Source organism: Providencia heimbachae ATCC 35613, from assembly GCF_001655055.1.
In the GTDB taxonomy this organism is placed as follows: domain Bacteria; phylum Pseudomonadota; class Gammaproteobacteria; order Enterobacterales; family Enterobacteriaceae; genus Providencia; species Providencia heimbachae.
In genome coordinates, this window is sequence record NZ_LXEW01000008.1 from 15,308 (window position 1) to 30,497 (window position 15,190).

Consider the following 15,190-nt stretch of genomic DNA (forward strand, 5'->3'; position numbering starts at 1 on the left):
ACAATCGTCCCATTGATTGAATTAAGATTAACCTAACCGCAGGGTACCTCATCGCAATAATGACTGTGGGGTACCCTGCTTATCTGTTTACACTAATACAATATTGCACCGACTAGATAAAATAAACCCAGAATTAAACATACCGATGAACTAACATACCAAAATAGATCACTATTTCCTTCAAATCGAGACTTTAATAATGGGAATAATGCAGCCCTAAGTAGAAATATGGTAGCAACAATCATCAAAATGGGTGAGGTAAATGGCAAAGAAGGGCTACCTTTTGCCGCAGTAAAGGCATAAGTCGCACATATTGCCAGTACACCGCCTACAATAATTGCTGCAACATTAGGATACCAACTCCCTTTTTCTGCTTTTTTAACAAGTGACTCCCCCGCCCCTAAAAAGCGGAAGCCTGCCGCTCCCCAAAATAGACATGCAAAATGTAATAATGCAGCAATCAACGTAAATATTGAAGCTAGGTATAACGTATAACTTCCCATTCGAGGATCTCAAATTAGCCATAGACAATATAAATTAACAACTCAATGGCAGTAAGCCATAAAGTTTAAAATTAAGTGCTTTAAACCGTATATTCAATACACAAATTTGAGTTTTTTGTGTATGAATTATCTTTTGCTCATTAGCTCGGAGATACCCTGATAAATTAGCTTAGAGGCTAACGCACCTAATACTAAACCCACAAACTTGCCGACGACTTTATGGACTCGCGAATAGGTTCGTCTAACTGAGCTTAATGAAAAGGTTTGGCATAAAATGATACGCCATATTAATGACGCCAAAACAATGCCTAACCACATTAATACTTTTGCCCACAGTGGCGTCGCTGGTGAAATAGTTGTCGAAAAAATACTGACAAAGAATAAAACAGTTTGAGGATTAGAGAGATCCGCAATGAGCCCACGGCGAAAATAGGTTCCTGTCGGAAATTTTTCCTGTGTATTTTCTGTTGATAAATTAAGCTGAGTTCTATTTTTAAAGACACTTATCGCATAATAAAAAAGGTATAATCCGCCTAAAATCTTAATCAACGAAAATAAAGAGCCAAATTCAGACATCAATGTAACTAGGCCAAAAAGCCCTAGCCCTGAATAAATAGCATCACCCAGAACAACGCCATAACCACATGTTAAGCCAGCTTTTTTACCCGAACTCAATGTAGTTTGCACAACGGTGAATAAGTTAGCGCCAGGGTTAAAAAAGGTTAACACGAATAAAAATAACGTGATTATAATGCTATGAATGGGATCCATAATTTGTTCTTCCTAGACTTAGGGATAACAGCATTATAAGCACGAAATAATCGACAACTCTATTTAAAAATTGGAGATTGACTGAACAAATTTAGATTTATTTTTAATCCGAAAAATTAAGAGGCTAACGCTTTTTTTCTGTGCAATAACCATTTATCTAATTCATTGGCAAATTGCTGGCGATCACGTTGATTTAAAGTTGCAGGCCCACCTGTTTGAATACCACTTGCTCGCATCGTATCCATAAAATCACGGATGGTTAAACGTTCACGAATAGTGGCTTCACTATAACGTTCTCCTCGTGGATTTAGCGCAATAGCCCCCTTCTCCATCACTTCAGCAGCAAGCGGAATATCTGCGGTAATCACTAAATCACCGGCATTGGCTAACCTAACAATCTCATTATCCGCAACATCAAACCCAGCAGGAACTTGTAACGTTTTTAAAAAAAGTGACGGTGGAACCGTTAGCCGCTGATTGGCCACTAACGTAATTTGCACTTTTTCTCGGTCTGCGGCTCGATATAAAATTTCTTTAATCACTTTAGGACATGCGTCAGCATCTACCCATATCAACATAATATTTCCCATAATTTTTCGAGTAAACTACTGTATATCATAACATGTTCATGCATAAATCGTTTATCGTTCAATCACGATAATTGTGATTTATGCTTTTATTCTAGGTTAACATCTTAGATGATTTGTAATTTTTGAAAAGTGCATAACCAATGATAATCCCAAAGAAAAAGGGGACCGATAGCGTTAATTCAAGGTAAACAAATCGATTAAAATTAAATAAATTAGCGTTAATGGCTAGATAATAGGCTAAAGGGAAAGCGATAATTCCAGCGCAGATAGATATAAGTAATAAATTTTTAAGTTTAATTAAATTAGCTTGTTGGTTTTTTTTTGATTGTCTTTGGTGAAACTTAAAATATTTAAAGCATAAATACAATAGCCCCAATAAAGAACCCAGATGCTGCAAGATTTTGTATATCGTAATTTCTTGGCGGTCCGTCATGTTGATCAAGCCAAATTGCAACAAAGGTAGATTTCTTACTGCGGCTCCTGACTCATGAGTAAAGGAATCCCAAACGATATGCGTCGCGGCACCGATAAATAAGGAAAACAGTAAGGTAATAAAATAGCGTTTATCCCATTGGTTATTTTTTTCAATTGGAAAAGGAATAACCTGCTTCAATGGTGTCGCTAGCAGGTATATTCCAATATAAATGATTAAACAGACTGGAAGCCCAGTATAAAACCAGCCAATAAAATAATGGGCTGTCGTCGCGGTATGATATAAACCAAATGAATACAGTAAATCTGGACTTAAGCTCCCCATGATCAGCGCGGGTAAATTTAAAAAACGTCCCCATTTTGATTGTTTCAATGGAAATACAACGGCTGGGTGTGAAAAAGTCCAAGGCATAAAAACGCTCAAAATAATCTATTGTTGAAGAATAGCTTGCGTTAAAAAACACCATAAATCTATACGAGAAGTCGGAAAAACAATGTGTGGTTAATTAACCTAAATGACACGCAACACGCGACTTTGATGGCGACTGAGCGTAGCTAAAGATAACCGCTATCATTACAAGCCCCCCACCACCTATAGCAACAAAGTAGCTAGTATAAATATCAAAACTATCAATAACTTTCCCTGACAATATTGCACCTAAAGCAACGCCAATATTTAACCCCGCCAATAGCCACGTCATTCCTTCTGTTAACCTATTTTCAGGCACAATACTTTCAACTAATGACATAGCGATAATCATCGTTGGGGCAAAAAAGAGTCCTGAAATAAAGACCACTAAAGATAACGTCAAAATACTGTCCACTAATAACAGAGGAATTATTGATAAGAACGTCATTAATCCACTCATTAGCAATAAACGAGGTAATGGCGTTGTTAGTGTTAAAGCACCAAAAACCAACCCCGTAAAACAAGAGCCTATGGCATAAGCAGATAACACCATACTTGCGGCTGCAGGTTGATTTTGTAATTCCGCTAAACCTACACTTAAAATATCCACGGAACCAACAATAATACCTAAAGCTATCATTAGAATGATTAACAACTGCAAACTCGCAATTCCAAGAATGGATTTTTTCGCATGGAATGTGTCGTTTTGAGCTAATATTTTAGGCTCGGTACTGCGCTGAGCAACTAATAAAACCACCCCGCTAATGAGCAGAATTGCGGCAACTAGCAGCCCCGCTTGTGGAAACAATATGACAGTTAATCCAACAGATAGCGGTGGGCCCGTGATAAAAGTAACATCGTCGAACACGGTTTCTAACGAATAAGCCGTCTGTAAAATAGGCTGACCTTTATAAATAGCGGTCCAGCGAGCTCTGACCATTGCAGACATACTTGGCATAAATCCGGTTAGAAATGCACCAATAAATAAGCCGATATCAGGCAATAGTAACCATGTCGTGGTAATAATAGATACCACACCAACAATACTGATCAGCGTAACCATGGGTAGAATGCGAAACTGACCATATTTATCCACTAGGCGAGAAATTTGCGGTGATAATAATGCATAGGTTAATACAAATGTTGCCGATACCGCCCCTGCCAATGTATAACTCCCTTTTAACTGCGCTAACATAGTTATGATACCAATCCCCATCATGGGCAAAGCTAAGCGGGCAAGTAAGCCTGCAAGAGCAAAGCTTTTACTGCCCGGCGCCTTAAATATTTCTTGATAGCGACTTATCATTAATTTCTCCAGAAATAAGGATATAAATTATATATACGACATGTATGTATAAAAATGATATATTGATACGAGATGAATGTAAACAATTATACGTTATGTATGTAAGGGGTTTTATGGCACGACGAACGCAAGCCCAAATGGAAGAAACACGTGCAATTTTACTCACCACCGCACGTGATTACTTTAGCCGACTCGGATATGCAGAAACTTCAATGGATGATTTAACCGCGAGTGTTGAATTAACTCGCGGCGCACTCTATCACCACTTCGGCGATAAAAAAGGATTATTAACTGCCGTTGTTGAACAAATAGATGCAGAAATGTATGAACGATTGCACGCAATTACCCATGACTCAGACGATTTATGGCAAAGTTTCCGCCAACGCTGCCATGCTTACTTGGAAATGGCGCTAGAGTTGGAATACCAACAAATTGTCTTGCGTGATGCTAAAGCTATTTTAGGTGTGGCTATTAACAAATATCATGCTCAATGCATTGATTCTATTGAACAAATAATTGTTAGGTTAATCCAGCAGAACATTATTGATGATGTTAATACGCGAGCATTGGCTTCAATGCTCAATGGTGGTCTAGCAGAGGCAGCTTGTTGGATAGCACAAGAAAATAGTCAAGAAAGGCTCCAACAAAGCATTACGGTAATTGATTTATTGTTAAACGGATTATTATGTGACAAAAATTAAAGTAGTCTGCTCAGTCTATTAACCTGAGCAGACAAAAAGAGCGATATTAAAAATATATTAACTTAATGAAGTAAAAAAATTAATAAAATCATCAATGTCTTGCTGACTAGTAGACCAAGAGGTACAGAGGCGAACACAGGTTTTGCCCTGCTCTGGTTCACAGATTTTGTTCAATTCATATTTTACGAGTAACTTCTCGGTAAGCGGATTGGGTAAAATCACAAATACTTGGTTGGATTCTGTTGGCGCTAGCAGTTCATAGCCTTGTTTTTCAAGAAAATCAGATAACTGTAATGCGGTATCGTTGACATGTTTACCTAATTTGAAATACAGGTCATCTTCAAATAACGCTTTAAATTGAGCGGCAAGTAACCAACCTTTTGCCTGTAACCCACCACGTTGTTTAATACTAAAGCGAAAATCTGATTTTAATTTATCATTCAAAATGACTAAAACCTCACCGGTGAACGCCCCTATTTTGGTTCCGCCAATATAAAACATATCTGTTAATTCGGCGATATCTTCAATGGTGAGATCACTGAATTTAGACATCAAGCCCGAAGCTAAACGAGCACCATCTAAAAATAAAAATAGGCCATTATCATCACAGACTTTTCGTAGTGCGACTAATTCGCTTTTGCGGTAAACCGTGCCAATTTCAGTTGAATTGCTGACATAGACTAACTTTGGTTGAACTGTATGTTCGTCACCGTGCTCTGATAATACTTTTTTGATGTGCGCTGGCGTCAACTTGCCTGATTCAGACACTACCGTAACCACTTTATGCCCAGTGGCTTCGATAGCTCCCGTTTCATGGGTCGATATATGCCCTGAATCTACAGTAATAACCGCTTGGTGTGATCTCAAAATATGAGAAATCGCCGTTAAGTTGGTAATGGTGCCACCATTAAAGAAATGAATGTCCGCATTATTTTGGCCAATTCGACGCTTTACTTGTTCGGCAACCTCCGCACAAAGCGTATCTGTTCCATAATTCTTATAGCGTTTACCGACTAAACTATTAAGTTCTTGCATCACCGCAGGATGTGCTATTTCGTTATAATCATTGAGAAAACTATACATAAATATGACCTTCTATTGACCAAATTATACTTCAAGTTGCAGGATTGCTGGCTACCGGTAACTCGACGTATTTTAAGTATTGTATACCATTCAAATAGTACATTAGTTATATGTGTATCTTATTAATTATTCAATGTTATTTTTGGTCATTCACTAGATAAAAATAATAAAATCGCAATTTATTTATTAACAGGCAGTTAATAACCCGTTGTTGTATCAATATGAAAACATTAATTTTGGTCTACGGTAATAAGTAATGAAGAATCAAATATTGCTTTTGGTGATATAACAGTTTCATTGAAAGGAATATTTCGCCCATAGCGCTCAATCATTTTTAATTTTACTTCCTTTGAGTTTAACTCAAACTCTTTAAGCTTTTGCAATTTGCCCACTTTCAGATCAATACCATGGTAATAAATCTTCCAGACTAATTCAGAACAATAAATTTTATCATCAGACCAAGAAAAAGCTAAATCATAGGGCTTAGCTTTATATCGCATTGCCTGTTGATATAGCTTGTTTTTTTGCTCATTATTCAACGGTTTTTCAGTTCTTTTTATCACATATTTATTAGATATTCCCTGCTCAATCCAAGTTTGCAATGGGGTAAATTTAACAATATTAGATGCCTCGTAAACATAAGGTTTATTATTTTTAAATAAAATAATTCCCATATGGCTATAAGGTGAGTTTGTTGCTTTTTGAATAGCAAGACTTTGTGATGATTTTGATGTCTGAAAAATAATATCCCCTTGCTCTGGGGTAAAGCTATAACTAAAAGAAGCCCAAAAGATAAATATGAGTGTCGATAGCCTTACAATTCGCATCATTCGCTATTTTTCCGTTAATCAAAAATCAATAGGATTTAAAATTGATTATCTCACTTATCGATAACCGATCACTAAAAAGTGAATAAAACGGTTAATTTATAAGATAATGCCTGAATTAAATGGATAATTTTTTCAACGCCAGTTTTTTCTCAGACTGCTGACTGAGCCATACACTCACTAATATCACGACCATGCCTATAAATTGCAAAATGGTCAGTTGTTGACCTAACCACATCCAACCTAGAATAACCGCACTAACAGGACTTAAAAAGCCAAGAGAGGCTACCGAACTTGGACCTAATAAGGCTAATCCTCTAAACCAAAGTGCGTAAGTTAACGCACCACCAATAATCGTTAAATAAGCCAAACCAACCAGATTAATTGCTGTTAATGATGGTAAAGCAGGCTCAAACAATAAGGCAAACGGTAACAATATTGCGCCGCCAGCGGTTAATTGCCAAGATGTAAAGGTTAATGCAGTAACCGGGGGTTGCCAGCGGCGGCTAAGTACTGTCCCTGCTGCCATCGATAATGCCCCCGCAAGACCTGCGATAATACCAACGATATCAAGTGCTGCATTAGGTGTTAGCAGTAATATTGCAACGCCCATTATCCCCGCAAAAGAAGCAAAAATGGATAACATCGACAGCTGACTATTTAATAACCAACGGCTTAAAAATAGCACCACTAACGGTTGAACCGCCCCTACCGTCGCAGCAACTCCGCCGGGTAAACGATATGCCGCAATAAATAATAACCACCAAAAAAGTGAAAAGTTCAAAATACCCAAGATAATGACACGAACCCACCAAATACCTTGCGGTAATTGACGTAAGAAAATCAGTAAAAATAGTCCCGCAGGTAAAGCTCTTAGCGCAGCAAGCGTTAAGGGTAACCCCTTTGGTAACATTTCCGTTGTGATTAAATAAGTACTTCCCCACACAATCGGAGCAAGTGCAGTTAATAATAAAATAGCGTATCTATTCATGATATGACTCATTCAATTTATCTTGACGTCAAGATAGTTTTTAATTACCTTGACGTCAAGATAAATAATTGTCATTATTTATTCATGGATAGAATAGATAAAATCACTCAACAATGGGAACGTGAACGCCCTGACTTAGATATTAGCCCAATGGGGCTTATCGGACGTTTAGGTAATATTGCCCATCACCTTACTCGAGAAATGGAGAAGGTATTTGCCCAGTTTGACCTAAATCGTTCAAGTTTCGACGTGCTGGCTACCCTTCGGCGTTCAGGTTCACCTTATACATTAAGCCCTAGTGAAATGCTGGCGACGTTGATGGTGACATCAGGAACAATGACTAACCGTATCGACCAATTAGAAAAAGTAGGTTATGTAACCCGTCACGTTAACCCTGAAGATGGCCGTGGTTTTTTGGTGTCATTAACACCGGAAGGGTTAACCCTGATTGATCGAGTTATTGAAGCCCATACTCAAAATCAAGCTAGGCTTGTCGCGAATTTATCAAAAGAACAACAGCAGTCACTTAACCAACTGTTACGCACATTTTTAACTTCATTCGAGTCGTAGAAGTTTAGGGCACAAGCAATCATGCCCTTCTCTATTTTATTTATTTAATTCAAACGGTAATACGACCTGCATTCGTTCAAATCTATCGCATAAATAGACTAAACGTAGCAACCCCTCGGCACTTTGCTGTGTGGACAAAATGAAGCTTTCAACCTGATTAGCAAACCATTCCATGCCTAAATCTTGCGATACCTTAACAACATGCATTAAGTCTTGTTGTTGTATTTGTGAAAGAATCTGCCTTCCCGTGCAAGCTTGAGTTTCTAAAATCGCATAAATAGGTCTGGTGAGTTGCTGAGCCAGTGTGGACTCGGCAGAAAGAGTACGGCTTTTTTGCTGTTTTTTTGCCATATATTCCAAAATATGGTTAATAAAATTTGAATTTTTCTTTTTCCGAGGAATGGATTCAAAATCCAAATAGAATAGCGCTATTCCCTGATCTTTATGGATCCACAACGTTTTTGGAACAAGTTGAATTTGTTGTTGGTGATAAATAACCTGTGCCGATATCGCCACGACCGGCATTTTTTGTTGAGTTATAAAACGTAATTCTTCAATTTTATTATGCTCATTGCCTTCCCAATTCAAACGTAAAAAGGCTTTATTCTGATTTTTATCTGTCACTGCCCATAAGACACATTGTTCAGTTTCATTCCAATATAATTGTTCATAACTATCGATATGTAACAATATCGGCTCAAAAACATAATCATCCTGTAAATTGGATAAATAATCTGCCGCTTTTTGCCAATCCATATAGCCATATTCTGCTTGTATTTGTTGATATTCGGCTAGTGAGACTAATTTATTGGAATGACTAATCGCATAGCTTTCACCACTCGCCGCTAGTTTTCCCTCTTCAGATAAGCGAGGCGAATGCAACTCAAATGCGCTATGCATCAGATGATCTGCGGTTTGTTTCCAAATGGCTAACGTTTGCCAGACATTGATGCGATTAAACATCGGGTCTAATCGATTTGCTCTTGCTTGGGTACATTGGATAACACGTTTTTCTTGGTCATTCCAAAAACTCAATGTTGCACCAATAGCCCCACTTTGAGTCTGCCACCATTGCGCATCTATCGGTATGAGATTAAGCGAAATAGATTGATCTTCATATTGGCGTCTTATTAGACCTCTCAATCGAATAAGCTGGTTTTCATTGGCATAAGATAATTGGTATAAATAAGCAAAAATTTGTGCAATAAAACGTAAAACCTGCCCTTCATCCACAGTGAAATGTTTATCCGCCAACAGTTTTACTTGGTGGCTTAATTGTTTTAAATAATTGGCTAATCTTGGTAGCCCTTCTGCTCTAGCAGACATATTCAAAAGATGTAATTGCACCGCACTGCTTTGGCTTATATGAGATAACCCTTGGCGCAACATATCTTGAATAAAAACCTGTATGGTTCCAATAACCGCTTTATCGTCATCACTCAAGGTTTGCCTTGAATCTTGCACGGGTGCTAAATCATCAGGCCATTGCCATAACAGATTTTGTTGCTGAAATAATTTAGCCATGGCCGCTAAATGCAGTGCCTTTTTCTGTTTTTCGGGTAATGAAGATAAAATTCCTTGAAAGCCATTTCCACGCATGAAAATAATAGGTTCGTCAAAATTGGGTAGGAAAATTTTAAATTGTGCGCATTGGTCGTCTGTTTGTAATTGATTATTATCCCATTCATAAAGGATACGCACCGCTAGCCTACAATCCGCTTTAGTCGTTTGTTTAATGAGTAATTCAGGGTTTAGGGCTAATAATTCAGGCAATAATGACTCAGGCTCTTCAGGAATGAGACTGCCACTATTTTGAGAGGCTATTTCTGTCTGCTTATTTTCTTGTAACCATAAAATAGCGGCTAAAATATGTTTACAGCATCCCACTGCAACACAATCACATGTTGCCCTTTGAACCCCTTGTTCATCAAGTTTGACTTGTTGGCCATCGCTGTTGAATAAGCCATGTTCAATATCAATAAGTACTACTTTGTCATTTTCTATATCTTTACGTGCTCGCCTTAATAGCCCAACATTAGCAAAGACAGCTAAGGCATCATCATCGTAGTGAAAATAGACCGTTCTCCAACTCATTGCATCACCTCCGCCAACCACTGGGCGAAATGTTCGGGGGTCAATGCGGCAACATGCATTCCCCTATCGGCCAGTTTTTGGGCAATCTCGGCATCATAAATAGGTAATGCTTCGTCATCGAGCGCCGCTAAGCCAAGTAATTTAACCTGTTGGCTGTTTAAACGCTGTGTACAATTGAGCAAATTATTTAATGCACCACCTTCTTCAAAGTCACTAATTAATGAAATAACTGTACGCTTTGGGTTTTGAATTAAACTTTCGCAATATTGCATCGCTTTCGCAATATCAGTACCGCCGCCAAGTTGAACAGTCATTAACACTTCGACGGGATCATGGGCTAGGTGGCTAAGGTCAACAACTTGAGTATCAAAAATCACTAATGAAACTTTTACGGTTGGAAGCGCAGCCAGAATGCTGGCGCAAACGGCAGCATACATAATTGAACTTGCCATTGAGCCACTTTGGTCAACACACAAAATAACATCCCAAGGTAAGTGTTGTTGTTGCCGAGAATTAAAATACGGTGTTTTGATCACTAAACGCTGATTATGCTTATCGTAATTTTTGAGATTGGCTGCAATGGTGGCTCGCCAATCAAAATTGCGACTATTTGGTAATAATGAGCGTCTAAAACGATTACGTCGCCCTGTTAGTGCATGCTTAAACTGGTTTCGCATTTGGCTTAAAATATCATCGACAACTTTACGAATAATATTTTTTACTGCATCACGGGTATCCTCACTCATTTTACCTCGTAGGCTTAACAATGATTTAGCTAAGGCTTTGGTCGGTTCCATCTCATTGAGTGCTTTAGGATCTTTTAAAAGCTCACTAATTTCATAACGTTCTAGCGCCTGAGATTGCATCCGCTCAAATGTACTATTTGGAAATAGCTTGCGAGCTTGATTTAACCAATTTACCGCCGTTAATTGTGATGCATCTAATGAGCCATGACGGCCATTTTCTTGACGTAAACCACGACGCTGGTATTCACGTCGATATAAAAAATCAAGAGAACGTTCTATTTTTAGCTCATTTGCATCAAATTTGGCTTGTCCCAATGCATCATCCGCATATTGGCCTAATATAAGTCGCCAGCGTTTTGCTAGTTGGATCTGCTCAATGGTTAGCGCTTGATTTTCAGATTTATTTTTGCTCATTAACCCTGACTCCCAATCGCATTATCAAACCAGCCTTGTAAACCTTGTTCTGCTAACTGCTGTTGTATTTTTTGTTCCAATTGAATGGCCTGTAGCATCTGGTTTTGATTAAATTCAGTTTGATGCAGCGTTAGGCTTTGCGTATCAATCGCTAAATGATTTGCAATAAATTGCGCCATTTGTGCATTTTGCTTTGGCGTTAACTGACTAAAAGCGAAGCGTAGATCCGGTAGAACCTGGATAAAACGGTTATCATCCCATTGACTAAGAAGTTGATTTAATAACTCAATGAGCAATGGCATACGGGTTACTAATTCCGGCGCTGTACGCATTACACCAATAAAATAACCAATGGCAATTTCAGGATCACTCCCCGCACTAAACGCACGCTTAATTTCCTTAATCAATACGGATTCATCAATCTTTCCACCTAAATATCGCAATGTATCAACTGCGCCTTTAAGTAACGGTACATGATTGAGTTGCCCATCTAATCGAGATAATTGGTGATAAAAATCTGTTGAGTAATCAATATTATTCAGTTCAGGCATAAACATGATTAACTCACGACATGAAAGTAATGAATTAAAGTGTTGCTGTTGCTGCTGTTCATCCCCCTGCGATATTTGATCAAAATTATAAAATATTTGCTGAAGCACATTATCTAAACGCTGCTCTATGGCAAAATTTTCATCAATATCAAAAAAGTGGCGACCTCGCCATAAATGAACCAATCTATGTCCACAAGAGATAAGCGATTCAAAATTTGTATCTTGTTGGATATAACGGTCAAGCAGATGAAATAAAGTCGGAATTCGTTGGTGTAAACCAATCAGTGCAGCCTGCATTAATAAAGAAACCGCATTTTGACTAGAACGGCTTACCCCCTGTTCTTCGAGTTGTTTTTCCATCTCAAACACGCGATTAAGTGCGATAGCTTTAAGCTGAGTTCCTTTTTCGGATAACGCAATTAATTCCCCTTCAACATTCGGCGTCCAAGCATATCGCCACTCTTCGAATAAGAGATCCATCTGATTACCCGATAGAAAATTAGGGCCTGAAATATGTTTAGCAAAATGAATGTCGAGGAAGGATAATAAGTGTAAAAAACGGCTACGCATACGATGCTGGCGGTTACGGTAGACATCCAACCGACTCACTTTACTCAAGGTATCTTCTAATTTAAAACGAAAGCCCTTCGCCATGGCGTAAGTTTCAGCCACTAATGGGGGTGTAACGGTATCTTTAGGTATCTGCCCAAGGGTAAATCCTGAAAAACAGGTTTTAATTTCATGCCATAATTCATTTTGACTTTCGTCTAAACTGCCTTTGATAAAAGCACTTTGTAATCCATCAAGTAAATCATACCGCCCAGGCCCAGTATGCCCTCGAAATACGGCTAATCTTAAACTTTGCTCTGCAGCAAGTTTTACCGATAAAAACCCGGGCGCTGCATCAAATTGTTTTTCTCTCAATACTTCGGCAACTTTGGATAAATAATTGATACCCAATTGATTTCGATAAACTTGTGTTGGCTTAACGAGATTGTTAGCAAGATCTTCCCGTTGTTGTAATAGCGTATTCCAAACCTGTTGATAAAATGCAGGTGATGGCATACCGGATGCATAACCATTTAACGCATCTAATCGGTCATAACTATAACGGATCAGCCAAGCATTATCTTTTTCGCTTAATTTTTGCTTATGGCTAAACTGTTGTTTTTCTTTATCGGTTAAATCAAAAGCAGACGTAATATTACTCGCTAGCCCTTCAATCAATGCTAGGGTATGAAAACCGCCAGTAACAACAACAATTTTGGCGTCAGGTTCCTGCGCTTTTATCGTTTGAATATGCCCTTGCATATGCCTTTCACGTTGAATAGAACCTTCAGATTCAAGTACTTCTGGCTCATAATCAAGACGTGCTAATGCGCACCAAATAAAACTATCTTGAAAAAATGACTGCCAATCAATTAACGATTCAATAGTGCGTAATTCAAACAAATGTTCCCATAATTCATCGTGATCGCGGCAACCACATTTTTTAGCTAATTGTTCGATAAACAAACTATGTGCTAAATAACGCTCTTTCTGTAAGCTTTGACTTTCATGATCGCCATCTATTTCAACTTGGGCTGCCCAAGGTAAATCGATAAAGCGTAACTTGGCCTTATATTGATGCCCTATCTGTAACGCTTGCCACTCAGGTGAATATTCACAAAATGGAAAATAAGCTGAACGAGTGACAGCGTCACGTTTATCACTGTCTGATGGGCTTTCTTTTTGCTCAGTTTGCGCCATAATCGCGATTGGCGGCTGCGTTTCCTTATCAAGTAATCCCGAAATAAGGGGATTGAAGCTGTCTGGGCCTTCAATGAGTACATAGTCAGGCTGTATCTGTTCAATCAGCGATAATACACTGTAAGCACATGCAGGGCTGTGATGGCGTATTGGTGCAAAATACAGTTGCTGAGACTCTAACAGGTGCCATTGTGTTAATGCCCTTTCAAGTCGTTCAGGTAGAGGTATTGATGGCAAGCTCACCGATTATATTTCCTAGGGCTGTTGATCTTTACTGATTATTGGCAAGGTAGACCCTCACCAATATCATTTTCACACGTTATTGCCAGAATGCACGAGAAGCCTCAAAAAAGGCTTTCCACTCTTTGCTCTGTTTTGCCCTTTCACGAGCAACATTATCAATGTAATAACGCATTCTTTTGATATCATCAGCATTGTCTTTAAGCACAACGCCAATCAACTGACGTGCGACAGCTCCTGCATCAAGGATCCCATCGCCAAGATAATGTGCTTCAAGTGCGCATGCATAAGCTATGTTCACCGCTTCTGCTGTCGACATTACTGCGTCAGGGGTTTTGATATTGCCACCATCCCGAGTATTGCCTGAGCGAAGCTCTTGAAATGTCGTGACTAAAAGCTCAATCACATTTTCAGGAATAGTAATATGGCTGTTAAGTTCGCCCAATTCAGCGTTAAGCTGTTTATTAATTAGCTCAATTTCAAATGCTGGATCTTGAATCGGCTTAACGGTTTCAAAGTTGAAACGACGTTTAAGTGCTGATGACATTTCATGTACACCACGATCACGTAAGTTGGCAGTGCCAATCAAATTAAAGCCCTGCTTAGCACTAATGCGAGCATTGTCTTTCATTTCAGGGATCATCATTTGTTTTTCAGACATTAGGCTCACTAACACATCCTGAATTTCAGGTGGGCAACGCGTAATTTCTTCAAAACGGACTATTTTTCCTTCCTGCATCCCTTGATAAAGAGGCGAACTGACTAAGGCTTTTTCTGTCGGACCTTCTGCAAGTAATAATGCATAATTCCATGAGTACTTTATGTGATCTTCCGTTGTTCCTGCCGTACCTTGAATAGTCAGCCCCGAATCCCCGCTAATTGCAGCGGCTAATAATTCTGAAAGCATTGATTTGGCCGTACCCGGCTCACCCACTAACATCAACCCTTGTTTGCCAAGCAATGTAACGATAGCTCTATCGACTAAGGCATCATCACCAAAAAATTTAGGGGTAATCTGTAATGCCTCATCCCCAATAATAAATTGCCTAACTGCACGAGGGGAACGCAACCATCCTTTTGGTTTTGGGTTGTTTTTATCGGCTTGTGTCAAGCGTTCTAATTCATCAGCAAAGCGAATTTCTGCGCTTTCACGCAGTATACCTTCCTGAGATTTTTGTTTATCGACCATTTCCATATCCTAAGTTAATACGCA

Annotated in this window: 14 protein-coding genes; 2 read left to right on the forward strand and 12 right to left on the reverse strand. The window is 38.7% G+C overall.

The window, feature by feature from the left end:
- Positions 1 to 92 precede the first annotated feature (92 nt).
- The 5 genes from M998_RS01290 to M998_RS01310 all read right to left on the reverse strand — a co-directional run bounded on the left by M998_RS01290 (position 93) and on the right by M998_RS01310 (position 4,011).
- Positions 93 to 503, reverse strand: a complete 411-nt coding sequence (locus M998_RS01290) for a hypothetical protein (protein WP_068443896.1) — start codon at positions 501 to 503, stop codon at positions 93 to 95.
- A gap of 126 nt (positions 504 to 629) precedes the next feature.
- Positions 630 to 1,274: a LysE family transporter gene (locus M998_RS01295; RefSeq protein ID WP_068907187.1), complete on the reverse strand. Its 645-nt coding sequence runs from the start codon at positions 1,272 to 1,274 to the stop codon at positions 630 to 632.
- Between the two features lie 116 nt (positions 1,275 to 1,390).
- Positions 1,391 to 1,852, reverse strand: a complete 462-nt coding sequence (locus tag M998_RS01300; protein ID WP_068443891.1) for a YaiI/YqxD family protein — start codon at positions 1,850 to 1,852, stop codon at positions 1,391 to 1,393.
- 103 nt (positions 1,853 to 1,955) lie between these two features.
- The gene (locus tag M998_RS01305) at positions 1,956 to 2,708 is read right to left on the reverse strand and encodes a DUF4184 family protein (protein WP_068907188.1); all 753 of its coding nucleotides are present in this window, start codon (positions 2,706 to 2,708) and stop codon (positions 1,956 to 1,958) included.
- A gap of 94 nt (positions 2,709 to 2,802) precedes the next feature.
- Positions 2,803 to 4,011, reverse strand: coding sequence for an MFS transporter (locus M998_RS01310; protein WP_068907189.1), 1,209 nt, complete (start codon positions 4,009 to 4,011; stop codon positions 2,803 to 2,805).
- Between the two features lie 113 nt (positions 4,012 to 4,124).
- Here M998_RS01310 and M998_RS01315 point away from each other — a divergent pair, with 113 nt between their 5' ends.
- Positions 4,125 to 4,712, forward strand: a complete 588-nt coding sequence (locus tag M998_RS01315) for a TetR/AcrR family transcriptional regulator (RefSeq protein WP_068443881.1) — start codon at positions 4,125 to 4,127, stop codon at positions 4,710 to 4,712.
- A gap of 57 nt (positions 4,713 to 4,769) precedes the next feature.
- Here the strand turns inward: M998_RS01315 and M998_RS01320 are convergent, their stop codons facing one another.
- From M998_RS01320 to M998_RS01330, 3 genes are all read right to left on the reverse strand, one after another.
- On the reverse strand, positions 4,770 to 5,795 hold the full coding sequence (locus tag M998_RS01320; RefSeq protein ID WP_068907190.1) for a threonine aldolase family protein: 1,026 nt from the start codon (positions 5,793 to 5,795) through the stop codon (positions 4,770 to 4,772).
- A 230-nt stretch (positions 5,796 to 6,025) separates the two neighbouring features.
- Positions 6,026 to 6,625 (reverse strand): YiiX family permuted papain-like enzyme, encoded by a 600-nt coding sequence (locus M998_RS01325; RefSeq protein WP_375342640.1) that lies wholly within the window; start codon positions 6,623 to 6,625, stop codon positions 6,026 to 6,028.
- A gap of 115 nt (positions 6,626 to 6,740) precedes the next feature.
- Complete coding sequence (locus M998_RS01330) at positions 6,741 to 7,613, reverse strand: EamA family transporter (protein ID WP_068907191.1); 873 nt, start codon at positions 7,611 to 7,613, stop codon at positions 6,741 to 6,743.
- An 84-nt stretch (positions 7,614 to 7,697) separates the two neighbouring features.
- Here M998_RS01330 and M998_RS01335 point away from each other — a divergent pair, with 84 nt between their 5' ends.
- The gene (locus tag M998_RS01335; RefSeq protein WP_068443871.1) at positions 7,698 to 8,183 is read left to right on the forward strand and encodes a MarR family winged helix-turn-helix transcriptional regulator; all 486 of its coding nucleotides are present in this window, start codon (positions 7,698 to 7,700) and stop codon (positions 8,181 to 8,183) included.
- Positions 8,184 to 8,219: 36 nt separating this feature from the next.
- Here M998_RS01335 and M998_RS01340 read toward each other — a convergent pair whose 3' ends face one another.
- The 4 genes from M998_RS01340 to M998_RS01355 form a co-directional block, all read right to left on the reverse strand.
- Entirely contained in the window at positions 8,220 to 10,277 is a 2,058-nt protein-coding gene (locus M998_RS01340) for a hypothetical protein (protein WP_068907192.1), read from the reverse strand.
- A complete protein-coding gene (locus M998_RS01345) occupies positions 10,274 to 11,437 on the reverse strand; it encodes a VWA domain-containing protein (protein ID WP_068907193.1) in 1,164 nt (387 codons plus the stop codon). The genes M998_RS01340 and M998_RS01345 overlap by 4 nt, the downstream gene beginning before the upstream one ends.
- The gene (locus M998_RS01350; RefSeq protein WP_068907194.1) at positions 11,437 to 13,980 is read right to left on the reverse strand and encodes a DUF5682 family protein; all 2,544 of its coding nucleotides are present in this window, start codon (positions 13,978 to 13,980) and stop codon (positions 11,437 to 11,439) included. The genes M998_RS01345 and M998_RS01350 overlap by 1 nt, the downstream gene beginning before the upstream one ends.
- Before the next feature lie 76 nt (positions 13,981 to 14,056).
- Positions 14,057 to 15,166: an ATP-binding protein gene (locus tag M998_RS01355; protein WP_068907195.1), complete on the reverse strand. Its 1,110-nt coding sequence runs from the start codon at positions 15,164 to 15,166 to the stop codon at positions 14,057 to 14,059.
- Positions 15,167 to 15,190: the final 24 nt, after the last annotated feature.

Bases quoted from the DNA above. Each gene is read 5' to 3' on its own strand.
- M998_RS01290 (WP_068443896.1), bottom strand. From the start codon at position 503: ATGGGAAGTTATACGTTATACCTAGCTTCAATATTTACGTTGATTGCT.
- M998_RS01295 (WP_068907187.1), bottom strand. From the start codon at position 1,274: ATGGATCCCATTCATAGCATTATAATCACGTTATTTTTATTCGTGTTA.
- M998_RS01300 (WP_068443891.1), bottom strand. From the start codon at position 1,852: ATGTTGATATGGGTAGATGCTGACGCATGTCCTAAAGTGATTAAAGAA.
- M998_RS01305 (WP_068907188.1), bottom strand. From the start codon at position 2,708: ATGCCTTGGACTTTTTCACACCCAGCCGTTGTATTTCCATTGAAACAA.
- M998_RS01310 (WP_068907189.1), bottom strand. From the start codon at position 4,011: ATGATAAGTCGCTATCAAGAAATATTTAAGGCGCCGGGCAGTAAAAGC.
- M998_RS01315 (WP_068443881.1), top strand. From the start codon at position 4,125: ATGGCACGACGAACGCAAGCCCAAATGGAAGAAACACGTGCAATTTTA.
- M998_RS01320 (WP_068907190.1), bottom strand. From the start codon at position 5,795: ATGTATAGTTTTCTCAATGATTATAACGAAATAGCACATCCTGCGGTG.
- M998_RS01325 (WP_375342640.1), bottom strand. From the start codon at position 6,625: ATGATGCGAATTGTAAGGCTATCGACACTCATATTTATCTTTTGGGCT.
- M998_RS01330 (WP_068907191.1), bottom strand. From the start codon at position 7,613: ATGAATAGATACGCTATTTTATTATTAACTGCACTTGCTCCGATTGTG.
- M998_RS01335 (WP_068443871.1), top strand. From the start codon at position 7,698: ATGGATAGAATAGATAAAATCACTCAACAATGGGAACGTGAACGCCCT.
- M998_RS01340 (WP_068907192.1), bottom strand. From the start codon at position 10,277: ATGAGTTGGAGAACGGTCTATTTTCACTACGATGATGATGCCTTAGCT.
- M998_RS01345 (WP_068907193.1), bottom strand. From the start codon at position 11,437: ATGAGCAAAAATAAATCTGAAAATCAAGCGCTAACCATTGAGCAGATC.
- M998_RS01355 (WP_068907195.1), bottom strand. From the start codon at position 15,166: ATGGTCGATAAACAAAAATCTCAGGAAGGTATACTGCGTGAAAGCGCA.